Genomic DNA, 14,404 nt, shown 5'->3' on the forward strand with positions numbered 1-14,404 from the left:
CAATACCCGTATGTCCCACCTGCAATTGGACTTCGGAAATGGCGGAACGCGGGAGCCGGGAAGCACCACGGGCAACACTGCATCCATGTTCAGCTCTACCGCGCAGAAGATGACCCGGCCCATCTTGGCAATGCGTAACAGGACTGCTCCAGCGCTGCATTCCGCGCCTTTTGGTTCACTTGAAGCAAATACTGTACATGGCCAGTGGAAGCTTGGAGGGCCAAGTGAGTAGTGTAGGACGTATGGCATTCCGAAATCGTCGAGCTGCGGCTCTTCCTGCAAAATTGTCCCGTTCCTGGCTCTTGGTCAATGCGGCCAAGGAGGAAACTTTCGCTCCTTCGCTGGCTTGTGAAGCGGACTCGGTGATTTTTGATATGGAAGCTGCCGTTCCTGACGACCAGAAGATCCAGGCTCGCGATAACGTAGTGCGCGCACTGTCCAATGGCATGACTGCGTGGGTGCGCGTCAACGGCATTGACACTGATTTCTGGGCCGATGACCTTGCCGCGCTGTCGGGAACTCCCGGCCTGCGTGGAATCATGCTGGCCATGACCGAGCAGCCTGAACAGGTTACCTACAGCGCGATGAGGCTGCGCGCGGGCACTCCGGTCCTGGCCTTGATCGAAACCGCTTTGGGTATCGAGAACGCCACGCAGATCGCTTCGGCCCCGGGTACCTTCCGCCTGGCGTTCGGCATCAACGACTTCCGCAAGGACACGGGCGTCTCCGACGACCCGATGGCACTGGCCTACGCACGCGGCCGGCTCGTGATCGCTTCGCGTGTAGGCAAGCTGCCTGGCGCTATCGACGGACCTCCACCGGCAGGTGCCGATGCCGCCAAGGTGACCGAAGAAACCCGCATCACCGCCTCCATGGGCATGACCGGCAAGCTGTCGTTGTCCACCGATCACGTAGATGGCATTAACGCCGCGTTGGCACCCAGCGAAGACGAGCTGTCTTGGGCCATGGAACTGCTCGAAGCGCACGCCGCCGGCGCTTCGGTGGGCGATGGCTCATACCTGCCGCGTCTGGCCCGTGCCCAGAAGATCGCCGACCTGGCCGACTCCTACGGCCTGTGGAACGCCTAAGCCTTTAGCTGTCTTCCAACAGCAAAGAACCCGTTCAGCATCTGGAATCAATCAGATGCTGAACGGGTTCTTTTAGCTTGCGGTGCCTATGCCTCGTGGGCACCGCGGTTGCGAGAGGAACCGACGACGTCGCCAGCCTTCCATTCAGCCCAACCCGGACGATCATTCATGAAGTCCTCGATCTGCGCCTTGTTGGCTTCCAGCTTCGGGTCATGCTTGAGGTACCAGTGGGTTTCGCGAGCCACCATGCCCGAGAGGATCAGTAGGCCGATCAGGTTCGGCAGCGCCATCAGGCCGTTCATCATGTCCGAGAAGTTCCAAACGGCGGTCAGCTCGGTGGTGCAGCCTACGTAGACTACCAGCGAGAAGGCGATGCGGAATGGCATCACGAGCTTGCGGCCGAAGAGGCGCTCGATGTTGCGCTCGCCGTAGTAGCTCCAGCCCAAGATAGTGGAGAAGGCGAACATGACCAGTCCGATGGTCACGATCCAGTGGCCCCATTCACCAGGCAGGCCGTGGGTGAAAGCCTGGCCGGTCATCAACGCAGCGGAGATCTGCTCGCCGGTGGATTCATCGATCACCTTCCAGGTGCCGGTGGTGATGATGACCAGGCCGGTGCAGGTAACAACGATGATGGTGTCGATGAAGGTCTGGGTCATGGAGACCAGGCCCTGGCGAACCGGGTGGGTGGTCTGTGCCGACGCGGCAGCGATAGCAGCCGAACCCATGCCGGATTCGTTGGAGAAGATGCCGCGGGCAACACCGTACTGGACAGCGATGATGATGGCCGAGCCGACGAAGCCGCCAACAGCGGAAGTGCCGGTGAAGGCGTCGGTGAAGATCTCGCCGAAAGCTGCAGGAATGCCGCCGACGTTAGCGATCAGGATGTAGATCGATGCGGCCACGTAGAAGACGATCATGACCGGAACGAATCCAGCGGTGACACGGCCGATGGACTTGATGCCGCCGACCAGGACAGCGATCGACAGCACGGTCAGCACGACACCGGTAACCCATGGGGTGACGTGGAACGAATTCTCCAAGTTCAGGGCGATGGAGTTGCCCTGGGTCATGTTGCCGATGCCGAAGCAGGCCAGGGTGGCGGCGATGGCGAAGAACAGGGCCAGGAACTTGCCCAGCGGACCCTTAATGCCGCGTTCCAGGTAGTACTGCGGACCGCCGGACTTTTCGCCTGCGGCGTCGGTGCCGCGGTAACGCACGCCGAGATAGGCCTCGGTGTACTTCGATGCCATGCCCAGCAGGCCGGTGACCCACATCCAGAACAGGGCACCTGGGCCGCCGATGCCGATGGCGGTTGCGACACCGACGATGTTACCGGTTCCGACAGTGGCCGCCAGCGCTGTGGTCAGTGCCTGGAATTGCGAGATGTCGCCTTCTGCCTCGGCATCCTTGCGCTTGAGCAGGCCAAGGCGCAATGCGGCAGCGAGCTTGAAGAATTGCAGGCCACCCAAGCGGATGGTCAGGTACAGGCCAGTACCCAAAAGTAGCGGGATGAGGACAAACGGTCCCCAAATGACGGAGGAGATGTCCCCGAAGAGATCGCCCAAAGCGTCCATGGACTCAATATCCTTATGTGCGAGTGACTGATGATGAAGAGTTTCAGGCGAGAAGCCGATCCCCTTATGTGAGTGCCATCATATGGCAAGGGGAGAACTGTGTCACAAAGCGCGCTGGCGGATGCCATGTCCGGTTTCTTAACTTTATTTCACGATCAGGCCCGGGGCTCGGGCTGGCTGCTGCATTGCCGGCATCCACCGAAGTGGACGCCGGCAATTTCCGGGCTTCAGCCCTGCCGCGCTTTCATGCGCGGATTTTGCTTGTTGATCACGAAGACGCGACCTCGTCTTCTGACCACCTGGGAGCCGGGCGCCTTCTTCAGTGCGCGGATGGAATTCCTAACTTTCATGCCATTCACCTCCTTCATGATGTGCGGAGCTGAACAGGTCCTTGAGTTCTTCTTCGGTGACCTGGCATTGCTCGAAGACCGTCTCGATCTGCGAAGCTTCGTGTTCGGATCCGTAGAGCAGCAATTCCGAGACGGCGATATTCGAATTCCACGCGCCGGTGTTTTCCATCCAGATGCGCGGACCGGCTCCGCCGATGGCGACGCGCTCGCTGAGGGCACTAGCCACCCAGAGGATTCCGCGGATGCAGGTGCAGGATTCAGCCAGGGACGGCAGGGCTTTGCGGAAGCGCTCGGGATGAAGCGGACGTTCGGCATGCAGGCGGATCGGCGCAGTGCGGGCATTGGTTGCTGTTCGCGGCAGGTGCCCGGCCCTGGTGCGTTGGCGCGCTGCTCCGGGGTGGAAGGAGCCGAGTCCTTCTTCGTGCACGCAGATATGCGCATGCGGTGCCATCTGCCGAGCTAATTCGAGGCCGGCTTCATAGTCGGCGCCGCCAGCGCGTCGTGGACCGGTGGCGCTTTCGAGCAGCTGGGTTTCCAGGCCTTCGACCGGAATGAGGGTATCTGCCTGCATTAATTCGGTGAAGAAGAACTCTCCCGACGTCCTCGCATCGCGTTCCATGGCGTTGAATCCCGATTCCCAGAGGGTGTGCCGGTCCCACATCTGGTTTTCCAATTCGGCGGGATCCAGGGACAAGACGATGCTGCTGATCCGGATTTCCAGTGGTTCGAGCTTTGCTCCGAGCATGTCCAGCACTGTTCCGCTATGCCATGTGGCGGGCAACGCCAGGATCATTGTGGCCTCGGAATCTTCGGGGGCCAGGCGTTGGATCGTCGGCAGGATCTCGAACTTCGTGGCACAGCCGATGCAGGGGTGCCCAAGAACGGTTTCGGCATGTTCTGCGGCTGCAGATCCGGAGACGTGGCGCACCAGCCGATTGCCGTCGACGAAGTCATAGCGCAAGATGACGGCGTCAGGATGGTGGTGTCCCAGGTGGCTGAGGCCGGAGTCGCGGCTGGAAGTATCAAGTGCGGAGAGAACGATGAGATTCACGCGTTCAAGCTTATATGAGAATGAGTCTCAATAGCAAAATTGGGAACGGGGCTTAACGCCTCGGGGGCCCGCCCGCCAATGCGGACAGGCCCCCGGAAGCGACAAGGAATATCAGTTCTGCGGCGCGTTGAAAACTACCGCAGAGGTACCCAGGCCTTCGATCGAAGTTTCAAGTGAATCGCCGTGCTTGAGCCACGGGTGACGCCCATTCTCGTCGCGGCGGCCTAACGCAACACCAGAGGGCGTACCCGTCAGGATGACGTCGCCTGGCTGCAATTCATTGAATGTCGAGAGGTAGGAAACCAAGGCGTCAGCCGAGAAAATCAGATCATCGATCTGTTCGTCCTGCACCACGGTGCCATTGACCGTGCTGGTAATGCGGGCGGCGGGATCCAGCTCATCCGGGGTCACGAGCCACGGGCCCAGGGGAGTGGAACGATCCCAGATCTTGCCCTGCAGCCACTCTTGGGTGCGGCCCTGGTAGCCGCGCATCGACACATCGCTGGCCACGGCGTAGCCGGCAATATGCGCGGCAGCATCCTCCTGGCTGATGCGGCGACCCGGCTTGCCGATAATGATAGCCAGCTCTGCTTCGTAGTCCACCCGGTGGTCTTCCACTGGAATTTCGATGGTGTCCTTGGCGCCGCATAGGGTGGAAGCGAACTTCGCGAACACCGTCGGATACTTCGGCAGGTCTTCGCCGACCTCGGCCGCATGCGTCTTGTAGTTCAAACCGATGCAGTAGATTTTCTCCGGCTTGGGGATCAGCGGAGCGTAGTCGGCTTCGCCCTCGGCGATGGAATCACCCACCAAAGCGCGAGCAACTACTTCTTGCTGAGTTGCGTCATCAAGACGCAGGAAACGCTGCACTGAATCGAGGTTGTCCAAGTAGTAGGCGCGGCCATCTTCAATGACAGCAGCGGTGGTATGGCCTGGTTCGCTGGCGAGGCGGAGCGTTGCAAGTTTCATGAATCTATCTCACTACACTTTTCGCTGAAAGTGCACCATATTTCGTGATCGGCAATTGATAGCAATTGGCCTTAAATACGGCCGAGCCAGAGCTTTGATCTGGAAAACGTGGCTTGGCCATGCTCCGCTGACCCGGCTAAACTCATGGCAAGCTACGGTCCCAGAGACCAGTCTTGAAATAACGATCTAGATACGAAACTAAAGTGAAGCAGGTTTTAATGTGGGTGACTTTTTTGGCGAGCGATCTCGCCATATCCTCTTCGCCTCGTGGCAGCACTTCTCGCTAGTCGCGCAGTGCTTGATCCTGGCGACAATTATTGCTGTGCTGATTGCCGTATTGGTATACCGCAACAAGCCCCTATCAGGCTTGGCTAACGGCATTAGCGCCATCGGCCTGACTATTCCGTCCTTTGCCCTGATCGGTTTGCTTATTGTCCCCGTGGGCTTCGGGGTTACTCCGGCAGTCATCGTGGTGACGTTCTTCGCCGCCCTGCCAATTCTGCGCAACGCGATCGTTGGGCTGAACAACATCGAACCAACCATTATCGAGTCAGCGCGCGGCATCGGCATGAGCCGGCTGAAGACTCTGATATCAGTAGAAATTCCCATAGCTTGGCCGGTGATCCTGACTGGCGTACGAATTTCAGCCCAGATGGTGATGGGCGTCGCCGCAGTGGTCTCCTACGCCCTGGGTCCTGGCCTCGGCGGGTTCATCTTCCAAGGACTCTCGCGTCTGGGCGGCGCGAACTCCCTGGAATCCGTGATCACCGGCGTAGTTGGCGTCGTGATCCTGGCGCTCATCCTTGATTTGATTTTGCTCGGCATTGGCCGACTGACTACCCCGCGAGGTATCCGTGTCTGAACATAAGATCCCTGAAAATGCCGTGGCCCAGAATGTCACTGGCGCTTCGATCATGCTTGAAGAAGTAACCAAGACCTACCCGGGACAAAAGAAATCGGCCGTAGGCGGCCTGACCCTGGAGATCCCTGCCGGGTCCATCGTGATGTTCGTGGGGCCATCCGGCTGCGGCAAGACGACCACCCTGAAGATGATTAATCGCCTGATCGAGCCGACCAGCGGCAAGATCGTCATTGACGGCGAAGATGTCACCGGCATGAACGGTGATGAACTGCGCCGCCGCATTGGCTATGTGATCCAGGCTGGCGGCCTGTTCCCGCATATGACAGTGGCGACCAATATCGCCATGGTTCCAAAGATGCTGGGTTGGCCCAAGGAGAAGATCGCTGCCCGCGTCGACGAGCTGCTGGAACTCGTCTCGCTGGATCCGGAACTTTACCGGGACCGTTTCCCCAAGGAGCTCTCCGGCGGCCAGCAGCAGCGTGTGGGCGTCGCCCGTGCATTGGCAGCGGATCCACCGGTCTTGCTGATGGATGAGCCATTCGGTGCAGTTGACCCAATTACCCGCCAGCGTCTGCAGGATGAGCTGCTGAACATCCAGTCTGAAGTCCAGAAGACGATCGTGTGCGTGACCCACGACTTCGACGAAGCGGTGAAGCTCGGCGACTGGATTGCGATCTTCAACGAAGGCGCGCAGCTGGAGCAGTACGACTCCCCAGAAAGGATCCTGGCCAATCCGGCCAGCGAGTTCGTGGAGAACTTCATCGGTTCGGGTGCCGGCTTGAAGCAGCTGACCCTGACGCGGGTGAACGAAGTGGAACTGGGAGAAGCCATCACCACCACACCGGGCAAGAATGCTTCGGAGGTGCTCTCGCAGCTGCAGGGCGCCGGACGCAAATACGCGGTAGTGCTTGATTCGCGGGGACGTCCGCTGCGCCGCATGGACCGCCGGCAACTGTCGCGTGCCCAGATCATCGAGGGTACCTACGATGAATCCATGCCGGTCGTCGGTGAGCAGGCCACCTTGAACGACGCATTGGACACCATGCTGGTGGCCAGTTCCGAGTCGGCCCTGGTAACGGGACGCCGTGATGTGCTCACGGGTGTCATCACGGTGCAGACCGTCATGGAGGCGATCGCGGCCGCGAACAACACCACGGATGCTAATCACGAGGCGCCGGTTGGCCTGAACTCGGGTGCCATCAACGTCGTGAATATCGATAGTGCGGCCACCGGGCAGGATGGTGAATCGGCATGAGATCCGAAACCCGCAGCTTGATTTGGCAGATCGCCGGAATCGCAGCTGCTTTCGCCATCTTGGTGGGTTGGCTGGTAACAGCCGACCTGACCGAGACCGAACAGCAAACGCTGGATCCGGCAACGATTTGGGGCTACACCCTCGACCACCTGAACATCACGGTCATCTCGGCGCTCATCGTGCTGCTGATCGCGATTCCGCTCGGCGTGCTGCTCACTCGCCCCGGACTGCGCAAGGCAGCCCCGGCGGTGCGCGCCATTGCCAACTTCGGCCAAGCCGCACCCGCCATTGGCGTCATCGTGCTCTTGGCCTTCTGGTTGGGGTTCGGCCCGAAAACTGCCATTGTCTCACTGGTGATCTATGCGATTCTTCCGGTGCTCTCCAACACCATTGTTGGCCTGCAGCAGGTTGATGAACGCCTGGTGGAGGCCGGGCGGGGAATCGGCATGAGCCAGATGTCCGTGCTGTTGAAGGTCGAGCTGCCGTTGGCCGTCCCGGTGATGCTATCGGGCATCCGCACAGCCCTGGTGCTGCTGGTAGGCACCGCCACGTTGGCGACCTTTATCAACGGCGGCGGGCTGGGCATCTTGATCACTACGGGTGTGAACTTGAACCTGAATGTGGTGCTGATTGCCGGCTCGTTGCTAGTGGCCTTGCTGGCTTTGACGATTGACTGGCTTGGCCGTGTCGTCGAACAGGTGGCACGACCGAGAGGACTTTCGTGAACCGCAAACTGAATTTAGCTGTCTTGTCCATGGCCGCCCTGATCGGAATGACCGGGTGCGGACTAAGCCCATCGACCGGGACGGTGCCCAATGCCGGCCCCGCCGAGATCAAGCCGCTGGTCGAAAACGCTGAAGACACCACCGTGACCGTCACGTCCAAGTCCTTTACCGAGCAGCTGCTGCTGGGGAAGATCACCGTGATCGCGCTCAAGGCCGCCGGCTACGACGTCACCGACCTGACCAATGTTCCTGGCTCCCAGCCGGCACGTCAGTTGCTGCTTTCCGGCGACGCGAGCGTGCTCTGGGAGTACACCGGTACCGCGTGGCTGACCTACTTGGGCCACGAATCACCTGTTGTGGGTGAAGAAGAGCAGTGGCAGTCGGTGCACGATGAGGATGTTGCCAATGGAATTATCTGGGGAAATCCGGCACCGTTGAACAACACCTACGCATTGGCGATGAACGAAGAAACGACCAAGCGGCTGGGTATCACCAAGCTTTCCGAACTGCAGACGCTGGACCCCGAAGATCTGACGTTCTGCGTCGACCCGGAATTCAATTCCCGTCGAGACGGTCTGACTCCAATGCTGGAACACTACGATATCGACCGTGGTTCAGAAGTGGCTGAGGACAATATCGGTCTGTACGACGTGGGTGCCATTTACCAGGCAACCGCTAATGGCGCGTGCAACTTCGGTGAAGTCTTCACCACTGACGGGCGCATCAAGGCGCTTAACTTGACCGTGCTGGAAGATGACCGGAAGTATTTCCCAAGCTACAACGCCGCCCCGGCTTTCAACGGAGAATTCCTTGAAAAGCACCCGGAAATCCAGCAGATCATGGACAAGATCGCTCCGTTGCTGACTGATCAGGTCTTGATGGACCTGAATTACCAGGTCGACGTGGTTGGCCGTGAACCGGCGGATGTTGCCTTCGAATGGATGGTTGGCCAAGGCTTGGTCTCCAATCCCTAACCGAGGCAACGAAAACTGCATGGATTAAGCAATGGATCCCCGGCATCGCGATGCCGGGGATCCATTTCAATGTCGCCGAGGATTCACTGGGGATTGGTTTCTCTCGGATGGATTTGCTTGCAGGATAGAAATAGGTGGAGGCCATCTACCTATTGCTGGTTCCGGGTGCCTAGCTCGCCGTCGACTTCATCGGCGATTTCGGTCGTGGCAGCGGTAGTGATGGATTCTTCCTGCCAAATTTCCTCTAGCTCTGCGGATAACTCGGCTTCTTCTTGGGCATGATCGGGAACTGGGTCATTTGCGTTCATGGCCTCAGTCTAGCCATGTACGCGTCTGAGTAAAGGGGTGCATAAAAAATGACTCCAGTAGAAACTTTCCTAGTCAGTATCAAAATACGGATCTCTTGAATAGCCAGATGAAACTTTTTTAGGGAAAGTGGTTGACGCTTCAACTTCATTAGTGTCATACTGGTATCAGCAAAACAAATTGAGGCGTCAACTACTTGATGGCCCGACGAAAGGACTTAGACATGACTGCATCTGCACTGACCACCGGAACCTGGAACCTCGACGCATCGCACTCCGAGATCGGCTTCTCGGTTCGCCACGCAGGCATCTCCAAGGTTCGCGGCAGCTTCACTGAATTCGACGCAACCCTGACCACCGGCGCAACCTTGGCGGACTCCTCGGTCGAGGCAACCGTCCAGATCGCATCGGTCAACACCAAGGACGCTAACCGCGACGGCCACCTGAAGGGCGAGGACTTCTTCAACGCCGAGCAGTTCCCAACCATGACCTTCAAGTCCACTGCGGTCAAGGGCGAGGCTGGCGAGTTCATTCTCGTTGGCGATCTGACCATCCGCGGCGTGAGCAAGGAAGTTGAATTCGAAGCAGAGCTCGGCGGCGAAGCTGTAGACGCTTTCGGTGCAACCCGCGTTGGCTTCTTCGCATCCACGACCATCTCCCGCAAGGAATTCGGCATCACCTGGAACGCAGCACTGGAAGCCGGTGGCGTTCTGGTCAGCGACAAGGTCAAGATCGAAATCGACGCTTCGTTCGTACTGCCAACCGCAGAGTAAAAGTTTCCCGAAGGCCGTCATGGGGATGACGGGACAAGGGCCGATACCGGCAAAGCCTCCGGCTCACGAAAGTGAGCCGGAGGCTTTGTCGTTAAAGTGGAGGGAAGAAGTGCCTAGGACCCGCTGAATGACGGGTCCACGGAAAATGCGATAGCACCGATGACAAGGAATGCGACATACACGATCCAGAGCACGCCCAAAATGGTGCCGATCCAACCGGTCACTTTGCCGACCGTGGATACCGTATTGAATTCCCTTTCGGCTTTATTGGCCTTGAAAATAGCAATCGGGCCAAGGATCACGCCTGCAACGAAGATGGACACAATGCCAAGAATCATCGAGGTCTGTGCCAGCTGGGTGCCTTGAAATTGGGATGCTGTCGGATAGCCGAAGTTGCCCTGGGGGTACTGGCCCGGTTGGCCATGTGCCTGTTGATTGTAGTAAGGCTGTTGCGGGACGCCGTTGAGATCGTAGGAACCAGGCTGCTGGTACTGCCGGTTCTGACCCTGGTGCCCTGAAGAATAGGGGTTTCGTGGTTCTTCGCCTGGACTGGTCATGGCAACCTGCTTTCCGCTTGTGAGGCTCGTTCGCTTAATTCAAGATTCTCACATGCAACCGGCAATAACATCTAATCTCTAGAAGAACTCTCTGCAATGCCAGAATGCCCCCTACCTGCCAGTGAAGTCAGCTGGCTGGATGCATTCTGCGCCACAGCGCATGAGTGCCAGTCGCCACCGCCACAAGTAATAGGCTCAGTGCCAAGCCGATCCCGAAGATCTGTCCGTAGTGGCCATTCTGCGCTAAATCTGCAGTTAAGTAGGTCGCCGCAGATGCCCCGGCGAACAGGGCAAAAACGAACAGTGAAACGGTAGTGGCCCGCGCGTCAGGCGCGATATCGGTCGCCCACCCCTGCATCGATGAGTGCATGATCGCGTTCGCGGCACCCAGGAGGAACGCGGTGAGGGTGTATGAGGCAGGGGAGGGGGCGAACGCCGAAGGGAGGAAAGCTGCGCAAAGCAGCAGGCCTCCACCGCCAATAAGCCATGTTCGGCCGATGCGTGCCACCAATCGGCGCATCAAGCGTGCACCCAGAATGACTCCCAAGGCAAAAGCGCAACCTAGCGCTCCCGCCAAGCCAATAGCGACACCGGATTCTTGCAAGGCGGGAACGATATAGGTCAGCAATCCCATGAGCAGCCCGCCTTCGAGGAAGACGATGGCATAAAGGGCCAAATTCATGGGACGCAAAGCTGCACGGAATTTGAATCCGGAACGCGAATGCTCGGGCTCTGCCGCCTTCCGCAAGGAGTACAGGGCCGCTACGCAACCCAGTGCAGGCAACAGGAACACCAGCCGCCAGTTCGCGTATGTTGCCAATGCTCCTGAAGCTAATGTCGCCAGAGTGGTGCCCAGCGAGGAATAGATCTGCAAATCAGATAAGCCGCGAGCGCGTTCCACCCCGGTACGGGTATCGCCCAGGAGCGTCATCAAGGTTGGATACAGTGCGCCGAACATGAACCCGGTGGCGGAGCGGGCAATGAGTAGCGGCAAATAGTCGGTGAACAGGATGCTGGCGACCGCGAAAAGGCCAGCGCCGATGAGCGCCGCGCGCAAAACCGCCAGACGCCCGAAACGATCGCTAAGCACGCCCCAGACCGGCTGGCCTATGGCATAGAACAAGGCATAGGAAGCTACCAGTTGGACAGCTTGGGCGAAACTGAGCGAGGTGCCCAGCGAAAGTGCGACCAGCATGGGAGGGGTGCCATAGCGGTCGAAGAAGGAAAGGAAGCCGACGAAGCGCAAAGCCGAATCGGGAATGGTGCGTACCGAAACCCGAAGGTCCTGTTGTTTCTCCATCCCGGCCCTTCAAATGAGATTCTTCCGCTTGCCTAATCCCTGTAAACAGAATCAGCCCTGTGTTGCTGTTTTGGATGACAGCCGCCACGGTCAGATGACGCATCGGCAGCTAGGCAGTTACTGGTGATTCAGTCATGAATTGAGCGAAGAATTCGCCCAACTCACCGGTCGCGTCCAGTGGCAGCGCCATGGACACGTCCAAGCCTGGACAGGATTGGCGGGCTGGGTGCGCCAGGTATCTCCGGTAATGAAAACCCGAGGCAAGGGAAGCATAACGGATTGCCGTCACGATGGAGCCAGGGAAGTCATCGCGGGGTTGAGCGTTTCGATGCCACCGGTGCGCTTCCGCGAAATGTTCGAAGCTGGGCTGCCGGCTTCGGTTTTTGCCGCGCGCGATCGAATAGAGGCGGACCTGAAGGATTTCATTGCCGGCGGCTAGGGCAAGAAGCCGACAGCACGCTTAAATGCACTCGCGGCCGGTTCCCCTGGAGGTTTAGGAGGGGGGAACCGGCCGCGAAAGCTTATTGCGCCAGCCTTACAGGCCGCGAACCATCAGGACGTCCAAGGTACGCGGGCCGTGCACGCCTTCAACGCGCTCCAGCTCGATATCACTGGTGGCCGACGGGCCGGAGATCCAGGTCTGCGGACGGGTGATGGCCAGTCGCGGCATGGCTTCTGGCAGCAGGCGCACGATCGAGGAGATCGGCACGATGCACACATGGTGGTCGGGTACCAGCGAAATCGCGCGGCGGCCCTGGTTTGGCTCGCCATCGAGGATGATGGTGCCGGACTCGGCGACCGAAACGGCCGACGAGGTGACCACGGCGCTGGTTTCATCCAGTTCGGCGATGCTCAGCCGTGCGCCCGGGGCATCGATGCGCTGCTCGACCTTCTCGCCCAGCCCTGAGAGCCAGCCGGTGTCCAAGCCATGCGGGTAGACAACACTGGAGGCTCCCGCCAGCTTGGCCGCTACGTATTCCGGGATCTGCGCGGCGTCAATGACGTCCACCCCGGCCTTGTAATCCACCAAGCGGTCCACCAGCAGGTCGATGAGCTCAGCTTCACCCATATCCGAGGTCTTGCGGTATTCGCGGGGTACCTCTTGGGCGACGGGAGCATCGGCTAGTGCCGAGCGGATCCGTCCCAGGATTTCGTCTTTTGCGCTCACTTGGACTCCTTCTCGTCGCTCCACCAGTCGCGGAAGGACTTGTTTGGCGGGGCGGGAATGTCACGGCTGGCGGTCCACCCTGCGGCGATGCCCGGAAGCTTCTTGATCTTCTTTTCCTTGCCGGACATCAGCCGGCCCAGCGGCAAGGCCTTTTCGAGCAGGCCGAGGTTCTTGCCCTTGCCCAACGCCCAGGAGCCGCCCTTCATCAGCAGATCCATCTGGGTCGGGAGCTTGTGCTTGTCGCGGTTCGCATCCACGTCCTCGCCGCGCAGGTGCACGAGGATTTCCGGGATGTTGATCTTCACCGGGCAAGCGTCGTAGCAGGCGCCGCACAGCGAGGAAGCATATGGCAAGGACCCGTTTTCCTCGACCTGGATGCCGGTCAGCAGCGGGGAGAGGATTGCGCCGATCGGGCCCGGGTAGGTCGAACCGTAGGCGTGGCCGCCGGTGCGCTCGTACACTGGGCACACGTTCATGCACGCCGAGCAGCGGATGCAGTTCAGCGCGGTGCGGCCGAAGCGGTCGGCCAGAGCGCGGGTGCGGCCGTTATCCAGCAGCACGATGTGCACGTTCTGCGGGCCATCGTCTTCGCTCACGCCGGTCCACAGCGAGGTGTAGGGATTCATGCGCTCGCCGGTGGAAGACCGCGGCAGCAGCTGCATGAAGACCTCGATGTCCTCCCAGTGGGGGAGAACCTTCTCGATGCCCATGACCGTGATCAGGGTTTCGGGCAGGGTCAGGCACATGCGGCCGTTGCCCTCGGATTCCACTACGCCCAGCGTGCCGGTATCGGCCAGCGCGAAGTTCGCGCCGGAGATGGCGACCTTGGCGGAAAGGAACTTCTTGCGCAGGTGCTTGCGGGCAGCTTCGGCCAGCTTGGCTGGCTCATCGGTCAGGTTCGGATCCACTACCGGCATTTCCTTGAGGAAGATGTCGCGCACCTCGGTGCGGTTCTTGTGGATCGCCGGAACCAGGATGTGGCTTGGCTTGTCGTTGCCCAGCTGGACGATCAGCTCGGCAAGGTCGGTTTCGAAGGCTTCGATGCCCTCGGTCTCCAGGTGCTCGTTCAGGCCGATTTCCTGGGTGGCCATGGACTTGACCTTGACGACCTCTTTCGAGCCGGTCGCCTTGACCAGCTCGGTAACGATCTTGTTGGCTTCGTCCGCGTCACGGGCCCAGTGGACAATGCCGCCCCGGGCGGTGAAGTTCTTCTCGAACTCTTCCAAACGCTCTTCGAGGTTGGCCATCGTCAGGTTCTTGATGGCGCTGCCGGCGTCGCGCAGTTCTTCCCAGTCCGGAAGCTCGCCGACAACGTTCAGCCGCTTGTCGCGAATGGTGTGGGTGGCGTGGCGCAGGTTCTTGCGCATCTGGGTGTTGCCCAGTTCCCGGTGCGCGGCCTTGGGGAATGGCTCGGTCTCGAACAGGTTGCCCTGCCCGCCGGCAGGCATGC

The 14,404-nt window shown here is 59.6% G+C and carries 16 protein-coding genes; 7 read left to right on the forward strand and 9 right to left on the reverse strand.

Annotated features, from left to right (window positions below; genetic code table 11):
* The first annotated feature begins 242 nt into the window (after positions 1–242).
* Positions 243–1,088: an HpcH/HpaI aldolase/citrate lyase family protein gene (locus AC1Z36_RS05745; RefSeq protein ID WP_105656257.1), complete on the forward strand. Its 846-nt coding sequence runs from the start codon at positions 243–245 to the stop codon at positions 1,086–1,088.
* Between the two features lie 86 nt (positions 1,089–1,174).
* Here AC1Z36_RS05745 and AC1Z36_RS05750 read toward each other — a convergent pair whose 3' ends face one another.
* The 4 genes from AC1Z36_RS05750 to AC1Z36_RS05765 all read right to left on the reverse strand — a co-directional run bounded on the left by AC1Z36_RS05750 (position 1,175) and on the right by AC1Z36_RS05765 (position 5,035).
* Positions 1,175–2,665, reverse strand: a complete 1,491-nt coding sequence (locus AC1Z36_RS05750) for an alanine/glycine:cation symporter family protein (protein WP_483561799.1) — start codon at positions 2,663–2,665, stop codon at positions 1,175–1,177.
* Positions 2,666–2,892: 227 nt separating this feature from the next.
* Positions 2,893–3,015, reverse strand: a complete 123-nt coding sequence (gene ykgO, locus AC1Z36_RS05755) for a type B 50S ribosomal protein L36 (protein ID WP_081461171.1) — start codon at positions 3,013–3,015, stop codon at positions 2,893–2,895.
* On the reverse strand, positions 3,005–4,066 hold the full coding sequence (locus AC1Z36_RS05760; RefSeq protein ID WP_483561800.1) for a GTP-binding protein: 1,062 nt from the start codon (positions 4,064–4,066) through the stop codon (positions 3,005–3,007). The genes ykgO and AC1Z36_RS05760 overlap by 11 nt, the downstream gene beginning before the upstream one ends.
* A 111-nt stretch (positions 4,067–4,177) precedes the next feature.
* Positions 4,178–5,035 (reverse strand): fumarylacetoacetate hydrolase family protein, encoded by an 858-nt coding sequence (locus tag AC1Z36_RS05765; protein WP_105656260.1) that lies wholly within the window; start codon positions 5,033–5,035, stop codon positions 4,178–4,180.
* 220 nt (positions 5,036–5,255) lie between these two features.
* Between AC1Z36_RS05765 and AC1Z36_RS05770 the strand changes: the two genes are divergently transcribed.
* From AC1Z36_RS05770 to AC1Z36_RS05785, 4 genes are read left to right on the forward strand one after another with little or no spacing between them, the layout of a single operon-like run.
* Entirely contained in the window at positions 5,256–5,897 is a 642-nt protein-coding gene (locus AC1Z36_RS05770; protein ID WP_105656261.1) for an ABC transporter permease, read from the forward strand.
* Positions 5,890–7,152 carry a betaine/proline/choline family ABC transporter ATP-binding protein gene (locus tag AC1Z36_RS05775; RefSeq protein ID WP_105656262.1) on the forward strand — a complete coding sequence of 421 codons (1,263 nt, stop codon included), beginning with the start codon at positions 5,890–5,892 and terminating at the stop codon, positions 7,150–7,152. Before AC1Z36_RS05770 ends, AC1Z36_RS05775 begins: the two co-directional genes overlap by 8 nt.
* Entirely contained in the window at positions 7,149–7,877 is a 729-nt protein-coding gene (locus AC1Z36_RS05780; RefSeq protein ID WP_105656263.1) for an ABC transporter permease, read from the forward strand. The genes AC1Z36_RS05775 and AC1Z36_RS05780 overlap by 4 nt, the downstream gene beginning before the upstream one ends.
* Positions 7,874–8,851, forward strand: a complete 978-nt coding sequence (locus AC1Z36_RS05785) for a glycine betaine ABC transporter substrate-binding protein (RefSeq protein WP_219844107.1) — start codon at positions 7,874–7,876, stop codon at positions 8,849–8,851. Before AC1Z36_RS05780 ends, AC1Z36_RS05785 begins: the two co-directional genes overlap by 4 nt.
* Positions 8,852–9,000: 149 nt before the next feature.
* Here the strand turns inward: AC1Z36_RS05785 and AC1Z36_RS05790 are convergent, their stop codons facing one another.
* Positions 9,001–9,159, reverse strand: a complete 159-nt coding sequence (locus AC1Z36_RS05790) for a hypothetical protein (protein WP_166650780.1) — start codon at positions 9,157–9,159, stop codon at positions 9,001–9,003.
* 221 nt (positions 9,160–9,380) lie between these two features.
* Between AC1Z36_RS05790 and AC1Z36_RS05795 the strand changes: the two genes are divergently transcribed.
* Complete coding sequence (locus AC1Z36_RS05795) at positions 9,381–9,929, forward strand: YceI family protein (protein WP_105656264.1); 549 nt, start codon at positions 9,381–9,383, stop codon at positions 9,927–9,929.
* Positions 9,930–10,042: 113 nt separating this feature from the next.
* Here the strand turns inward: AC1Z36_RS05795 and AC1Z36_RS05800 are convergent, their stop codons facing one another.
* Together AC1Z36_RS05800 and AC1Z36_RS05805 are read right to left on the reverse strand one after the other, a co-directional pair.
* Positions 10,043–10,486 carry a DUF4190 domain-containing protein gene (locus AC1Z36_RS05800; protein ID WP_105656265.1) on the reverse strand — a complete coding sequence of 148 codons (444 nt, stop codon included), beginning with the start codon at positions 10,484–10,486 and terminating at the stop codon, positions 10,043–10,045.
* A 127-nt stretch (positions 10,487–10,613) separates the two neighbouring features.
* Entirely contained in the window at positions 10,614–11,786 is a 1,173-nt protein-coding gene (locus tag AC1Z36_RS05805; RefSeq protein WP_483561801.1) for an MFS transporter, read from the reverse strand.
* Between the two features lie 139 nt (positions 11,787–11,925).
* Here AC1Z36_RS05805 and AC1Z36_RS05810 point away from each other — a divergent pair, with 139 nt between their 5' ends.
* The gene (locus AC1Z36_RS05810; RefSeq protein ID WP_146112215.1) at positions 11,926–12,225 is read left to right on the forward strand and encodes a hypothetical protein; all 300 of its coding nucleotides are present in this window, start codon (positions 11,926–11,928) and stop codon (positions 12,223–12,225) included.
* 96 nt (positions 12,226–12,321) lie between these two features.
* Here AC1Z36_RS05810 and AC1Z36_RS05815 read toward each other — a convergent pair whose 3' ends face one another.
* Both AC1Z36_RS05815 and AC1Z36_RS05820 read right to left on the reverse strand, forming a co-directional pair.
* A complete protein-coding gene (locus AC1Z36_RS05815; protein ID WP_105656267.1) occupies positions 12,322–12,954 on the reverse strand; it encodes a LutC/YkgG family protein in 633 nt (210 codons plus the stop codon).
* Positions 12,951–14,402, reverse strand: coding sequence for a LutB/LldF family L-lactate oxidation iron-sulfur protein (locus AC1Z36_RS05820; protein ID WP_105656386.1), 1,452 nt, complete (start codon positions 14,400–14,402; stop codon positions 12,951–12,953). Before AC1Z36_RS05820 ends, AC1Z36_RS05815 begins: the two co-directional genes overlap by 4 nt.
* Positions 14,403–14,404: the final 2 nt, after the last annotated feature.

It is taken from the genome of Glutamicibacter sp. BS14, assembly GCF_056934375.1.